Origin of the sequence: Ornithinimicrobium tianjinense (genome assembly GCF_014636495.1) — a bacterium.
Classification (GTDB): Bacteria; Actinomycetota; Actinomycetes; order Actinomycetales; family Dermatophilaceae; genus Ornithinicoccus; species Ornithinicoccus tianjinensis.
Genome location: NZ_BMEM01000002.1, coordinates 382,925 through 396,188 on the forward strand (window position 1 = coordinate 382,925; position 13,264 = coordinate 396,188).

Annotated in this window: 13 protein-coding genes; 4 read left to right on the plus strand and 9 right to left on the minus strand. The window is 72.3% G+C overall.

Going from position 1 to position 13,264, the window contains the following annotated elements:
- Positions 1–12 precede the first annotated feature (12 nt).
- The 4 genes from sucC to pcrA form a co-directional block, all read right to left on the minus strand.
- Positions 13–1,200, minus strand: coding sequence for an ADP-forming succinate--CoA ligase subunit beta (gene sucC / locus IEV65_RS09660; protein ID WP_188430216.1), 1,188 nt, complete (start codon positions 1,198–1,200; stop codon positions 13–15).
- Positions 1,201–1,267: 67 nt separating this feature from the next.
- Positions 1,268–1,687: a cobalamin B12-binding domain-containing protein gene (locus IEV65_RS09665; RefSeq protein ID WP_188430218.1), complete on the minus strand. Its 420-nt coding sequence runs from the start codon at positions 1,685–1,687 to the stop codon at positions 1,268–1,270.
- Positions 1,688–1,718: 31 nt separating this feature from the next.
- A complete protein-coding gene (locus tag IEV65_RS09670) occupies positions 1,719–3,194 on the minus strand; it encodes a serine hydrolase domain-containing protein (protein ID WP_188430220.1) in 1,476 nt (491 codons plus the stop codon).
- 123 nt (positions 3,195–3,317) lie between these two features.
- Positions 3,318–5,840 carry a DNA helicase PcrA gene (gene pcrA / locus IEV65_RS09675; RefSeq protein ID WP_188430222.1) on the minus strand — a complete coding sequence of 841 codons (2,523 nt, stop codon included), beginning with the start codon at positions 5,838–5,840 and terminating at the stop codon, positions 3,318–3,320.
- A 112-nt stretch (positions 5,841–5,952) separates the two neighbouring features.
- Between pcrA and IEV65_RS09680 the strand changes: the two genes are divergently transcribed.
- From IEV65_RS09680 to IEV65_RS09695, 4 genes are all read left to right on the plus strand, one after another.
- A complete protein-coding gene (locus IEV65_RS09680; protein WP_188430223.1) occupies positions 5,953–6,345 on the plus strand; it encodes a hypothetical protein in 393 nt (130 codons plus the stop codon).
- A complete protein-coding gene (locus IEV65_RS09685; protein ID WP_188430225.1) occupies positions 6,342–6,806 on the plus strand; it encodes a hypothetical protein in 465 nt (154 codons plus the stop codon). Before IEV65_RS09680 ends, IEV65_RS09685 begins: the two co-directional genes overlap by 4 nt.
- Positions 6,803–7,864, plus strand: a complete 1,062-nt coding sequence (locus IEV65_RS09690) for a lysylphosphatidylglycerol synthase transmembrane domain-containing protein (RefSeq protein ID WP_188430227.1) — start codon at positions 6,803–6,805, stop codon at positions 7,862–7,864. Before IEV65_RS09685 ends, IEV65_RS09690 begins: the two co-directional genes overlap by 4 nt.
- 98 nt (positions 7,865–7,962) lie before the next feature.
- A complete protein-coding gene (locus tag IEV65_RS09695) occupies positions 7,963–8,448 on the plus strand; it encodes a hypothetical protein (protein WP_188430229.1) in 486 nt (161 codons plus the stop codon).
- 11 nt (positions 8,449–8,459) lie between these two features.
- On the opposite strand, the gene IEV65_RS09700 is transcribed toward IEV65_RS09695, so the two are convergent.
- From IEV65_RS09700 to IEV65_RS09720, 5 genes are read right to left on the minus strand one after another with little or no spacing between them, the layout of a single operon-like run.
- Positions 8,460–9,242: a type 1 glutamine amidotransferase gene (locus IEV65_RS09700; RefSeq protein ID WP_188430231.1), complete on the minus strand. Its 783-nt coding sequence runs from the start codon at positions 9,240–9,242 to the stop codon at positions 8,460–8,462.
- The gene (locus tag IEV65_RS09705) at positions 9,239–10,552 is read right to left on the minus strand and encodes a Mur ligase family protein (protein ID WP_188430233.1); all 1,314 of its coding nucleotides are present in this window, start codon (positions 10,550–10,552) and stop codon (positions 9,239–9,241) included. The genes IEV65_RS09700 and IEV65_RS09705 overlap by 4 nt, the downstream gene beginning before the upstream one ends.
- Positions 10,553–10,557: 5 nt before the next feature.
- Positions 10,558–12,153 (minus strand): glutamine-hydrolyzing GMP synthase, encoded by a 1,596-nt coding sequence (guaA, locus tag IEV65_RS09710; protein WP_188430235.1) that lies wholly within the window; start codon positions 12,151–12,153, stop codon positions 10,558–10,560.
- Positions 12,150–12,485 (minus strand): DUF3817 domain-containing protein, encoded by a 336-nt coding sequence (locus IEV65_RS09715; protein WP_188430237.1) that lies wholly within the window; start codon positions 12,483–12,485, stop codon positions 12,150–12,152. Before IEV65_RS09715 ends, guaA begins: the two co-directional genes overlap by 4 nt.
- Positions 12,482–13,258 (minus strand): SURF1 family protein, encoded by a 777-nt coding sequence (locus IEV65_RS09720; protein ID WP_188430239.1) that lies wholly within the window; start codon positions 13,256–13,258, stop codon positions 12,482–12,484. The genes IEV65_RS09715 and IEV65_RS09720 overlap by 4 nt, the downstream gene beginning before the upstream one ends.
- Positions 13,259–13,264: the final 6 nt, after the last annotated feature.

Here is a 13,264-nt window from a genome sequence, read left to right on the forward strand (position 1 = left end):
GTCTTGGGGCGGTCAGTTCGCGGCGGCGGCCAGCTCGGCGGCCTTGCGGGCGGCGCCGTCCATCGTGTCCTCGATGGAGACCAGCGGGTGGTTGGCCTCGGCGAGGATGCGGCGGCCCTCCTCGACGTTGTTGCCGTCGAGGCGCACGACGAGGGGCTTGGTCTCCTCGTCGCCGAGCATCTCCAGGGCCTTGACGATGCCGTTGGCGACCGCGTCGCACGCGGTGATGCCCCCGAAGACGTTGACGAAGACCGACTTGACCTGCTCGTCACCGAGGATGACGTGCAGACCGTTGGCCATCACCTCGGCCGAGGCGCCACCGCCGATGTCGAGGAAGTTCGCCGGCTTGGCGACGCCGCCGGTGTAGTCCTCCCCGGCGTAGGCGACCACGTCGAGCGTCGACATGACCAGACCCGCGCCGTTGCCGATGATGCCGACGTTGCCGTCGAGCTTGACGTAGTTGAGGTCGAGCTCCTTGGCCTGCGCCTCGAGCGGGTCGGTCGAGGCCTTGTCCTCCAGCTCGGCGTGGTGCGGCTGGCGGAAGTCGGCGTTGCCGTCCAGGGTGACCTTGCCGTCGAGCGCGACGATCTCGCCGTCCTCGGTCTTGACGAGGGGGTTGACCTCGACCAGCGTGGCGTCCTCGTCGCGGTAGACGGTCCACAGCTTCTGCAGGACCGGGACGATCTTGGCGCCGGTCTCGGCGTCGAAGCCGGCCTGGTCGACGATCTCCTGGGCCTTGGCCTCGTCGATGCCGGTGTTGGCGTCGACCTCGACCTTGGCCAGGGCCTCGGGGCGCTCCACGGCAAGCTGCTCGATCTCCATACCGCCCTCCTTGGAGCACATGGCCAGGAGCGAGCGGTTGGCGCGGTCGAGCAGGATCGAGAAGTAGTACTCCTCGGCGATCCTGGCGCCCTGCGCGATCATCACGCGGTGGACGGTGTGACCCTTGATGTCCATGCCGAGGATGGCGGCCGCGTGCTGCTCGGCCTCGTCGGCGCTCTTGGCGACCTTGACGCCACCGGCCTTGCCGCGGCCGCCGGTCTTGACCTGGGCCTTGACGACGGTCACGCCACCGGACTTGGGGCCGATCTCCTCGGCGGCGTCGCGGGCCGCCTCCGGGGTGTCGGCCGTCGCACCGGCGAGCACGGGCACCCCGTGCTTCTCGAACATGTCACGTGCCTGGTACTCGAACAGATCCACAGGTCAGCTTCCCGTCGTGTGAGTGATGGTGTTCAGGGCAGAGGTATGGCGTCGGGCGGGTCCGCGCTCAGGCGGGCCCGGCTGGGGTCTGGTGGGCCAGGTGCTCGCGCACCCAGTCGGTGATCGCGGTCGTGCTCGCACCGGGCGTGAAGACCTCGGCGACCCCCATCTCGCGGAGGGCGACCACGTCGTCGTCCGGGATGATCCCCCCGCCGAAGACGACGATGTCGGAGGCGTCCTGCTCCGCGAGGAGGTCCAGGACCCGCTTGAAGAGGGTCAGGTGGGCCCCGGAGAGGACGGACAGACCGATGGCGTCCGCGTCCTCGGCGACGGCGGCAGCGACGATCTGCTCCGGGGTCTGGTGCAGCCCGGTGTAGATCACCTCGACGCCGGCGTCGCGCAGCGCACGGGCGACCACCTTGGCACCGCGGTCGTGGCCGTCGAGGCCCGGCTTGGCCACGACCACACGCAGCGGGGATGGGGTCATGGCGCGCAGGATATCGCAGCGAGGGCGCCGATCATGACGCCGGGACGGGCGCGGCCTGCCCTGGCGCGTGGGTCCAGGAGGCGCCGCGCCGGGCCAGGTAGGTCTCCTCGGGCCACGAGCTGACGCCGGTGATGCGCAGCCTGACCACCCGTCCCTCCTCGTCGATCTCGAAGGGCACCCGCTCCCCCGACCCGCCGAAGCCGTCCTTGTCCTCGACGCGGAGCGTGGTCGCGTCGATCGCCCGCACCTCCTCGAGGGCGTCCAACGGTCCCGGGGTCGTCGGATCGAGCATGACCAGCCGGTCACCGCCGCGGACGACGTCGACCTCTCCCCAGAGCGAGAGATAACGCCCGGTCAGCCGGTCCAGGTCGTCCGGGGTGACTCCGTCCGGGAGTGCCTGCCAGTCGGCGGAGTCCTTGGTGAGCACGTCGACCAGCTGGACCAGTCCGGTCGCCAGCGTCTCGGCCGGGCCGTCGACGGCGTTGGTGAGCACGCAGACGACCAGGCCGGTCGCGGGGTCGACCATGGTGCGCGTGATCTGCCCAGGGAAGCCGCCGGAGTGGCCCACCGTCCTCCGCTCGCCGATCGTGGCGCCGATGAGACCCATCCCGTAGGACACCTGCACCCCGCGCCGGGTGAACGTCGACTCGGGGCGGTGCATGAGCCGCAGGCTGCGGTCGGTGAGCAGCTCCCCCGACCCCAGGGCCAGCGCCCCGAAGAACCGGCTGAGCTCCTCGGCCGTCGACGCGAAGCCGGTCGCCGCGGCCAGCGCGCCGGTCCCCACGTGATCCACGGTGACCCTGTCCCGGGTCCGCCCGTGGGGGCGGCTGTGGCCGGTCACCGCGGTCGCCAGCGCCGCGTCGGTCAGCTCGGGGGTGGTGGAGGTCAGGCCGAGGGGGGCGAGGACCGCCGAGGTGACGTGCTCGGCATACCCCGTGCCCGTCACCTGCTCCACCATCGCGCCGAGGACGCCGTAGCCGATGTTGGAGTACTTGAAGTGCTCCTGCGGCTCGTAGGTCGCGCCGTGCTCGAGGGCCACGGCCAGCAGCGCGTCGGCGTCCGGGAAGGGGCGGTCGAGCTGCCAGAAGTCGGAGTCGACGCCGTCGCGGATGACGCCGCCGGTGTGGCTGAGCAGCTCGCGGACCGTGACCTGCGCGAGCGGGGTCTCGCGGTAGTCCTCCAGCACGTCGGCGACGGTGTCGTCCAGCCGCAGGCGCCCCTGCTCGACGAGCTGCAGGACCGCGACGGCGGTGAAGGTCTTGCTGTGGCTCGCGACGCGGAAGATGTGCTCCGTCGTCAGCGGCTGCCCCGTCGCGAGATCGGCCACGCCGTAGGCCTCGGAGAGCACGAGCTCCTCGCCCAGCCGGACGGCGACCTGGGCGCCCGGCACCTGCCGGCACTCGACCTGCGTCGCCAGCCAGCGGGAGAGGTATGGCGCGATCTCCCGCAGGCGCGCCAGGCTGGGTCGGGAGGTGGTCGGTTCAGGTCTCGTCGTCGAGGTGCTCACGGCCGACCACCCTATTCGCCCCACCGACCGCGCCACGTGGTTGCCCCACAGCCCGCCGAAGGCACCGAGTGGTTCCTTCCGGCCTTCCCTGCAACCACGTCACGCGCTCGGTGGGAATGGGGATCAGAGCTTGACGAGGGGGGCCACGCGCACGAGGAGCCGCTTGACGCCGGTGTCACCACCGAAGTCGACGTGCGCCATGGTGTGCTTGCCGGTGCCCTCGACCCGCACGACGGTGCCGAGCCCGAAGGTGTCGTGGCTGACCCGGTCGCCGGAGGACAGCGCCTCGATCTCGGCCACCTCCTGCGCGGAGCGCTCCTTGCGGGGCGCGCTGCCCCGCGGGTTGAGCCGCACCACCTCAGGACGGCCCCCGAAGCCGCCCGACCCGCCGCGCGCGGCATACCCGCCGCCCCAGCTCATCCCCTCCGAGGCCGAGCGGCGCCCGCCGAAGCTCGAGCGGTCGGCGTCGGTGCGCTCCCAGGTGATGAGGTGGTCCGGGATCTCGTCGAGGAAGCGGGACGGCGGGAAGTACTGCGGCGCGCCGAAGGCGGCCCGGCTGCCGGCACGCGAGATGTGGAGCTGCTCCCGCGCGCGGGTGATGCCGACGTAGGCCAGGCGTCGTTCTTCCTCGAGCTCGTCAGGGTCGTCGAGGCTGCGCTGGTGCGGGAAGGTGCCGTCCTCCATGCCGGTGAGGAAGACCACGGGGAACTCCAGCCCCTTGGCCGTGTGCAGGGTCATCAGCGTCACCACCCCCGACGACTCGTCACCCTCGGGGATCTCGTCGGCATCGGCCACCAGCGAGACCTGCTCGAGGAAGTCGACGAGCCCGCCCTCCGGGTAGGTCTCGTCGAACTCCCGGGCCACCGAGACCAGCTCGGCGAGGTTCTCCACGCGCGTCTCGTCCTGAGGATCGGGGCTCGCCCGCAGCTCGGCGAGGTAGCCAGAACGGTCGAGGATCTCCTCGAGCAGATCCCCGACGCCCCTGTCCGGGTCCGCCGCGATCTGACCCAGTCCCTCCAGCAGCGCGGTGAACCCGTGGATCGCCGCGACCGAGCGGCTCGCGATCGCGGGCGCGTCCTCGGCCCGGCCCAGCGCCGCGACGAACGGGATGCGCTCCCGCTCGGCGAGCGCCGAGACGGCTCCGACGGCCCGGTCGCCGATCCCGCGCTTGGGCGTGTTGAGGATCCGGCGCAGGTTGACGTCGTCGGCCGGGTTGGCGATCACCCGCAGGTAGGCGAGCGCGTCCTTGACCTCCTTGCGCTCGTAGAAGCGCGTCCCACCGACGACCTTGTAGGGCAGCCCCGTCCGGACGAGGATCTCCTCCAGCGCCCGCGACTGGGCGTTGGTCCGGTAGAAGACCGCGACGTCCCCCGGCCGTACCCCGCGCTGGTCGCCCAGCTCGTCGATGCGGCGCGCCACGAACGAGGCCTCGTCGTGCTCGCTGTCGGCGACGTAGCCCACGATCCGCTCGCCCTCCCCCGCGTCCGTCCACAGCTTCTTCTCACGGCGCTTGGGGTTGCGGGCGATCACCGCGTTGGCCGCCGAGAGGATCGTCGCGGTCGAGCGGTAGTTCTGCTCGAGCAGGATCGTCCGCGCGTCGGGGTAGTCCTCCTCGAACTCCACGATGTTGCGGATGGTCGCGCCGCGGAAGGCGTAGATCGACTGGTCGGCGTCACCGACGACGCACAGCTCGGCGGGCGGCAGCGCCCGGCTGCCCCCGTCGACGATGTCCCCCTCCACCCCCACGAGCTCGCGCACCAGGGCGTACTGCGCGTGGTTGGTGTCCTGGTACTCGTCGACCATGACATGCCGGAAGCGCCGGCGGTAGTGCTCGCGCACGTCGGGGAACGCACGCAGCACGTGCACCGTCGTCGAGATGATGTCGTCGAAGTCGAGCGCGTTGGCCGCCCGCAGCCGCCGCTGGTAGAGCGTGTAGGCCTCGGCGACCTTCTGCTCGTAGGGGTTGTTGCCCACCTGCGCGGCGAAGGTCTCCTCGTCGACCAGCTCGTTCTTGGCGTTGGAGACCTTCGCCAGGAACGCCCGCGCCGGGTAGCGCTTGGGGTCCAGGTCGAGATCACGGATGACCATCCCCATCAGCCGCTGGCTGTCCGCGGCGTCGTAGATGGAGAAGGAGGACTTCAGCCCCGCGGTCTGGGCCTCGCGACGCAGGATCCGCACGCACGCTGAGTGGAAGGTCGAGACCCACATCGCCTTGGCCCGCGGACCCACGAGCGTCTCGACACGCTCACGCATCTCTGCGGCCGCCTTGTTGGTGAAGGTGATCGCCAGGATCTGCCCGGGGTGCACGTGCCGTTCGGCCAGCAGGTAGGCGATCCGGTGCGTGAGCACCCGGGTCTTGCCCGACCCCGCGCCGGCGACGATGAGCAGCGGGCTCCCCGCATGCGTGACCGCCTCGCGCTGCGGCTCGTTGAGCCCCGCCAGCAGCTCCTCGACGGTCCGGCCGTCCGCCGTCCGGGCCGTCGGTCGACCCTCGGGCGCGGGCGCCTCCCCCTCGCCGAGCGCCCACGAGGGCACCCCGCGGTGGTCGACGGCGTGGGCGTCGTCCTCGGCGTGCCCGCTCGCGGCGCCGGGCGCCATCGAGGGCAGCGGAAGGTCGAAGGACAGGTGGTCGAAGAGGTTGCTCATCCTGGCGACCATCCTAGGCGCGCCCACCGACAGCGACCTTCGGCTCGTCCCCAGCCACGCGACATACCCTGGGGCCTGTGCTTCTTCCTCCCGTGACCCTGGACGGACGCGCGTGACCGGCTCATCGGCCTACCTCGACTCCCCGACCCTGGCCGCCCTCGTGGGCGGCCTCGTCGTCGCCCTCGTCACCCTCGTCGCCGGCCTCAACGGCCGTCCGCCGGGCCGCGTCACCGTGGCTCTGACCCTGCTGCTGCAGCTGGGTGTGCTCGGCTATGCCGTGCTCTACCTGGTCCGCCAGCTGCGGGGCGAGTCCCCGGTCGGGCCCGCCTGGGAGCTGTGGGCCTACCTCGTGACGGTCGTCATGCTGCCCGCGCTCGCCCTGGTCTGGGCCAGGGAGGAACGGACCCGGTGGAGCACCTTCGTGCTCTCGGTCGCCGCCTTCACGGCGGCCGTCATGGCGGCCCGCGCGGCCCAGATCTGGTACGGCGTGGGGATGACCCCGTGAGCCGTTCGCTGGCCCACGCCGGCGACCGGCGCCACGGGCCCGGCCGGGTCATCCTGGCCCTCTACCTCGTCTTCGTCATCGGGACGGTGTCCCGCTCGGCCGCCCAGATCTCGACCCGCTTCTCCGAGGCGCCGCTCGCCTACACCCTGTCCGCCGTCGCTGCGGTCGTGTATGTCGTGGCGCTGGTCTCCCTCGCGTCGCGGGGACCGCGGGCCTGGTGGGTGAGCGTGGTGGCGCTCTCCGTGGAGCTGGCGGGCGTCCTGGCCGTCGGTGCCTGGAGCTACCTGGCACCGCAGATGTTCCCCGACGCCACGGTGTGGAGCCACTTCGGGCAGGGCTACCTCTTCATCCCGCTCGTCCTGCCCGTGGTAGGACTGTGGTGGCTGCTCTCCCCGCAGGGGGCGAGGGCGCAGGCGCACGGGGCCGAGAGCGACGGGGTGGAGAGCGACGGGGTGGCATGAGCGAAGAGGCGAGCGAGCAGGGCCCGGGCCTGAGCCCGCTGGGGTGGCGCGACGTCACCAAGTCGGTGGCCGGGCTGGTGCTAGTGGTGCTGCTCATCGCCTTCGGGCTCCCCCGCATCCTGCGCACCACCTGGTCGGAGATCGGCGCGCAGCTCGCCCGCGTGGAGCCCGGCCACGCCCTCGCGATGGCCGGGCTGCTCATCGCGGGCCTGTTCTGCTACACCTGGGTGGTGCGCGGGTCGCTGCCCGGGGTCTCCCACCTCCAGGCGCTCAAGGTCAACGCCGTGGCCTCGCTCGTCTCCAACGTGATGCCGCTGGGGGCAGCGGTCGGGGCGGCCCTGTCCTTCGTCATGCTGCGCTCGTGGGGCTTCGCCTCCCGCGAGATCTCCAGCTCCATGCTCGTGACCGCGCTGTGGAACCTGCTGGCCCGCATCGCGCTGCCCGTCGTCGGCTGCCTCATCCTCGTGGCCGGGCCCGTCGACGCACCGGCGATCGTCGTGCGGGCCGCCCTCATCGCCGGTGCGGTCGGCACCGGGCTGATCGTGCTCGCCGCGCTGATGATCTTCAGCGACTCCGTCGCCGCCGGGGTCGTGCGCGCCGTGGAGACCGTCGCCGGCTGGGTGGGTCGCGGCGACCGGCTCCGGCGTGTGGACCACCTCGTGACCGACCAGCGGCGCCGCGTGGAGACACTGGTCCGTCGCGGTGGCGTCGAGATGACGCTGGGCATGGCCGGGATGTTCGTCCTGCTCTTCGGGCTCTACTGGTTCGCCGCCCGCGCGGTGGGTCTGGACCTGCCTGTCGCCGAGCTGATCGCCGCCTACACCTTCCGCCAGCTGCTCACCGCCCTCGCCGTGACCCCCGGAGGCCTCGGCGTCACCGAGGTCGGCACCGCCGGGCTGCTGGTCCTCTTCGGTGGCAGCCCGGGTGCCGCCTCCGCGACGGCGTTGCTGTATGCCGTGTACGCGCACCTCGTCGTGGTGCCCTTCGGGGTCGCTGCCCTGGCCGCCTGGCGGGTCGGCATGCACCGGCGCGCCGGTGCCGCCGAGGCGCGCGGCTGACCTCCGCGTCCAGGGTGGCCCTGGCGTATCTGCGGACGTCGGGCCCTCCTCTGTGAGGATGCCGGCGAGCGCCGGCCACAGTGACCAGGGAGGCTCCCATGGCTTCAGCTCACGACCTCGCCCGGCTCCTGACCAAGGGGGACCGGCTCGGGTTCTTCGCCCACCTCGACGATCGCCTCTGGGAGATCGTCGGTGGTGGCCCGCAGGGGTGGCGGCACCGGCTCGAGTCGGTGGCGCTCAACCCCCAGCCCCTCCCGCCCGAGCCGCCGGAGATCGGCCAGCGGGTGATGCTCGCCATGGCCCGCGGCATCATCGTCGTCGGCGGGCGTGAGGAGTCCGCGGTCCACGCCTTCTGGGAGGATCTGGAGGACTGGTGCGGCACCGGCTGGCCCCGTCGCTGGCCCTTCCCCTGGCCCGACCCGTGGCCGGACCCGCGCCTCGACCCGCGCGCCGACCGCCGCCCGGAGATCCTCGTCGGTGCAGCCCTCACGGCGACCGCCCTGGCCGCCCGCTACCCGGAGGGCGAGATGCGCGACCTCTTCGACGCGGCCGGTCAGCGACTGATGGACGCCGCCCTCGGCTGAGCCCAGCGCCCTCAGCCGAGGAGCCTGCGGACCTGACGGTCGTGGGCCTGGTGGGCGATCGCGTCGTCGATCTCTTCCGGCGCCCACCCGCCCGTCGCCCGGCGCGCTGCGACCTCGAGGAGGCCGTCGGCCAGCGCCGGGTTGGCGGGCAGGACCGGGCCGTGGAGGTAGGAGCCGATGACGTTGTGCGTGCGGGCTCCCTCGGTGCCGTCGGAGCCGTTGTTGCCGCTGCCGTGACGGACCCGGCCGAAGGACTGCTGCGACTCGCCGAGCACGGTGGAGCCGGAGTGGTTCTCGTAGCCGACGACCGGGCCGAACTCCGTGTCCAGGACGACCGGCCCGATCATCCTCGTGGCGTTGCCGCGCGTCGTCACGTCGAGGATGCCCAGCCCGGGCAGGCGCTGCCCCTCGACGGTGATGAAGGCCTCGCCGAAGAGCTGGTACATCCCGCAGATCATCAGCATCGGCACACCGTCGGCCGCCAGCTCACGCAGCCGGTCCGCGTGGACGGCGAGGTCGTCCTGCACGCGCACCTGCCCGCTGTCCTGGCCCCCGCCACCGAGCAGCAGGTCGGCTCGCTCCGGCCACGGGGCTCCGGGGTGGTGGTCGTGGACGACCGGGGTGTAGCCGTGCCACCGCAGCCGGGCTGCCAGGCAGCGGGTGTTGCCGAGGTCGCCGTAGATGCTCATCTCCCGTGGGTAGAGGTGCACGAGGTGGACCTCACCCTTGTCTGCCGGGCGACCGGCGAGGCCCGCCACCGCGTCGGGCAGCAAACGGGAGCTCTGCGTGCTCATGCCGCGGGGTCCTCTCCGAAGCGCGCCAGACCGAAGCGGTCGGCCAGCCGACGACGCAGGTGCATCATCGCGGTGTAGGTGCAGAAGATCCGGGTGGGCTGCCCCGCGTGCGCGGCCAGGAAGCGGTCGAGCGCCACGTCGAGGTCCGTCTCCACCTCACCCACCTCCACGCCGTCGTAGCGCAGGCGCAGCGCCATGTCCCACCCGCGCACGCCCGAGGTGAGGGCGACGCCGCGCTCGCGCAGCGACTCGAACGAGACGTCGTAGAGCCAGGACACGTCACGCCCGTCGGCGTAGTTGTCGTTGATCGCCACCATGGTCGCGACCGGCTCGTTGCCGTAGGTCCCGAGCGCGACCGTGAAACCGGCGGGGTTCTTCACGAGCACGAGCTCCAGCGGCGACGCGTCGACGTCGATCACCTCACCGCGCCCGAACGGCGGGTTGACGGCCTCCAGCGCCCGCACCGCGACCGCCACGGAGAAGTCCTCGCCGAGCAGCTGCCTGGCCATCGTCGTCGCCGCCGTCGCGTTGATCATGGCGGCCAGCCCGCGCTGGCGCAGCGTGACGGGTCCGACGTCCTGACCGCCCGGGATGCGCACGGTGAAGGAGCGCCCGTCGTCCGCCGGCAGCAGCAGGGCGTCCTCACCGTCCAGGTCCGGACGCGCCTGCGCGTCCTCGAAGCGGACGTCGGCCTCCTGCAGCTCGGGCAGCCGGTCGGCGATCGTCGGGTCGACGCCGAACCAGCGCACCTGGACGCCCGGCCGCAGCCGGTCCTGGATCCGGGAGATGAAGGAGTCGTCGGCGTTGAGCACCACCGCCTCGGTGGTCTGCTCCCCCAGGCGGGTCAGCAGCTGGGCGGTGTGGTCGATCTCGGCGAACCGGTCGAGCTGGTCGCGGGCGACGTTGAGCAGCAGGGCGTGGGTCGGGCGCACCTGAGCCGCGAAGTGCAGCGCGTGCGCCTCGTCCAGCTCGACCACGGCGACCTCGGCGTCCAGCCGACCCCGCAGCCCGATCTCCCCCAGCATCGAGGAGATCACCCCGCGCGTGAAGTTGGAGCCGGTCGGGTTGGTGAACACCCTCAGCCCGTGGGCGCGCAGCAGCGCCACGAGCATCTTGGTCGTCGTCGTCTTGCCGTTGGTCCCGGAGACCACGACGACGCCGCGCGGCAGGGATCCGAGGGTATGCCGCAGCACGGCAGGGTCGATCCGCTCGGTCACCAGGCCGGGCAGGGCGGACCCGCCACCCCGCAGCCGCGAGGCGAAGCGGGCCACCTTGCCGGCTGCGAGCGCTGCGGTGGTGCGTGGCCGCATACCGCTCACTCCCACTCGATGGTGCCCGGCGGCTTGCTCGTCACGTCGAGGACCACCCGGTTGACCTCCTCGACCTCGTTGGTGATGCGCGAGGAGATGCGGGCCAGCACGTCGTAGGGCACCCGGGTCCAGTCGGCCGTCATCGCGTCCTCGCTGGAGACCGGGCGCAGCACGATCGGGTGCCCGTAGGTGCGCCCGTCGCCCTGCACGCCCACCGAGCGGACGTCGGCGAGGAGCACCACAGGGCACTGCCACACGTCGCGGTCGAGCCCCGCTGCGGTCAGCTCGGCACGAGCGATGGCGTCGGCCTGGCGCAGGATCTCCAGCCGCTCGCCGGTCACCTCGCCGACGATGCGGATCCCCAGGCCGGGGCCGGGGAAGGGCTGGCGCCAGACGATCGTCTCGGGGACGCCGAGCTCGAGGCCGACCTGACGGACCTCGTCCTTGAAGAGCGTGCGCAGCGGCTCGATGAGCTGGAACTGCAGGTCGTCGGGCAGACCGCCGACGTTGTGGTGGCTCTTGATGTTGGCCGTGCCGGTGCCGCCGCCGCTCTCGACGACGTCCGGGTAGAGGGTGCCCTGCACGAGCCACTTCACGGGGTGGTCGCCGTGCGCCTGCGCCTCGGCACCGGCATGGGCGGCCACCACGTCGCGGGCCGCCTGCTCGAAGACGCGGATGAACTCGCGGCCGATGATCTTGCGCTTCTCCTCCGGGTCGCTGACCCCGGCCAGCGCGGACAGGAAGCGCTCGCGCGCGTCGACCACGACGAGGTCCACCCCGGTCGCCGCGACGAAGTCCTGCTCGACCTGCTCGGCCTCGCCCTCGCGCAGCAGACCGTGGTCGACGAAGACGCAGGTCAGCTGGTCCCCCACGGCGCGCTGCACCAGGGCGGCCGCCACCGAGGAGTCGACGCCGCCCGACAGGCCGCAGATCACGCGGTCGTCGCCGACGCGGGCGCGGATGTCGTCCACGAGCTGCTCCACGACGTTGCCGCTCGTCCAGGTCGGCTCGATGCCGGCGCCGCGGTGCAGGAAGTTCTCGAGGACCCGCTGGCCGTGGGCGGAGTGCAGCACCTCCGGGTGCCACTGGACGCCGTAGAGGCGGCGCTCGTCATCCTCGAACGCGGCGACGGGCGCCCCGGGGGTCTGCGCGGTCACCCGTGCCCCCTCGGGGGCCACGCTCACCGAGTCGCCGTGCGACATCCACACGACCTGGTCCGCGGGCTGGCCGGCGAAGAGCGTGCTGTCCTCGCCGGACACGCTCGCCCGGGTCTCGCCGTACTCACGCTGGCCGGTGCGCTCGACCTCGCCGCCGAGCGCGCGGGACATCGCCTGGAAGCCGTAGCAGATGCCGAACACAGGCACGCCCGAGGTGACGACCGCCTCCTCGAGGACCGGGGCGTCCTCGGCATACACCGAGGAAGGGCCACCCGAGAGGATGATCGCGGCAGGGTCCTTGGCCAGCATCTCCGCGGCCGACATCGTGTGCGGGACGATCTCGCTGTAGACGCTCGCCTCGCGGACGCGGCGGGCGATCAGCTGGGCGTACTGCGCGCCGAAGTCGACGACGAGGACAGGGCGGGCATCGAGCGGGGAGGTCACGCGGACACCTTATCCGTGCCGGCCTCGCGCGCCGCGATCCGCGCGGCGGCGTCCTCGTGGACCTTGTGCTCGACCCAGAAGGAGAGGAACGGCACGCAGCCGGCGAGCATGACGCCGACCATGGTGCCCAGGCCCCAGCGCAGCTCGAAGCCGAGGAGGGCCACGGCCACGAGGTAGACCATGTAGACCCAGCCGTGCGGCACGGGCCACCACGCCAGGGCGTGGTTGTCGAAGCCGTAGCGCAGCACCATGTGCAGCGTGAGCAGCAGCAGGCCGACGCCCACGACGAAAGCCATGATGCGGAAGAAGGCGAGCTTGGCGCGGGGGGTCATGCGGTGTCTCCTGGGTATGACGTGGGCTGGGCGGGTGCAGGACTCGGCGCGGGCGCGGGGTGCGCGGCCTGGCGGAGGAAGCGGTAGTACATGTACACGGCGAAGAGGGCGAAGACGAACCACTGCAGGGCGTAGCCGACGTTGCGCGGGTCGATGCCCGACTCCCCGAACACGGGGGCCGGGACGCGGGTGACGCCGGCGGAGGTCAGGGCAGGGTCCTCCTCGGCAAGGAAGACGAACGCGTTGTAGAGCGGCTCGCCCCAGTCGTTGACGAGGTCCGCGGTGTCGATCCCGGTGCGCTGGCCGGGCACCTCTGGGCCGGCGGGCGCGAACTCGGAGGGGGCGAGCGTGCCGACCACCGAGACCGGCTCGGCCGACGGCTGGTCGGCGTCGGCGGGATCGGCGACGAAGCCGCGCAGGACCGGCAGCAGGGCCTGCTCGCCGGCGGCCCCGGTGCGCAGCGGGGTCACCACCCAGTAGCCCCGCTCCCCCTCCAACAGCCGGTCCGGGACGAGGAACTGGAGGGAGGCGTCATACTCCCCCTCGACCGAGACCGGAAGCCCGGCGCCGTCCGCCGGGAACGGCTGGTGCGGCCCGGTGACCTGCTCCAACGGCTGGGTGGGGCGCGCGGCCTGCGCGGCGGCCAGCTCGCGCGCGGCCTTGTTGGACGAGACGCCGAGCTGCCACATACCGAGCTGGTAGAAGGAGACCACCACGGCGACGAGCAGGGCCAGCAGCGCCAGCCAGCCGGGTCGCAGGGCGGTCTTGATCACCGGGTC

Bases quoted from the DNA above. Each gene is read 5' to 3' on its own strand.
- IEV65_RS09695 (WP_188430229.1), top strand. From the start codon at position 7,963: ATGGCTTCAGCTCACGACCTCGCCCGGCTCCTGACCAAGGGGGACCGG.
- IEV65_RS09700 (WP_188430231.1), bottom strand. From the start codon at position 9,242: ATGAGCACGCAGAGCTCCCGTTTGCTGCCCGACGCGGTGGCGGGCCTC.
- IEV65_RS09715 (WP_188430237.1), bottom strand. From the start codon at position 12,485: ATGACCCCCCGCGCCAAGCTCGCCTTCTTCCGCATCATGGCTTTCGTC.
- IEV65_RS09690 (WP_188430227.1), top strand. From the start codon at position 6,803: ATGAGCGAAGAGGCGAGCGAGCAGGGCCCGGGCCTGAGCCCGCTGGGG.
- IEV65_RS09665 (WP_188430218.1), bottom strand. From the start codon at position 1,687: ATGACCCCATCCCCGCTGCGTGTGGTCGTGGCCAAGCCGGGCCTCGAC.
- IEV65_RS09705 (WP_188430233.1), bottom strand. From the start codon at position 10,552: ATGCGGCCACGCACCACCGCAGCGCTCGCAGCCGGCAAGGTGGCCCGC.
- pcrA (WP_188430222.1), bottom strand. From the start codon at position 5,840: ATGAGCAACCTCTTCGACCACCTGTCCTTCGACCTTCCGCTGCCCTCG.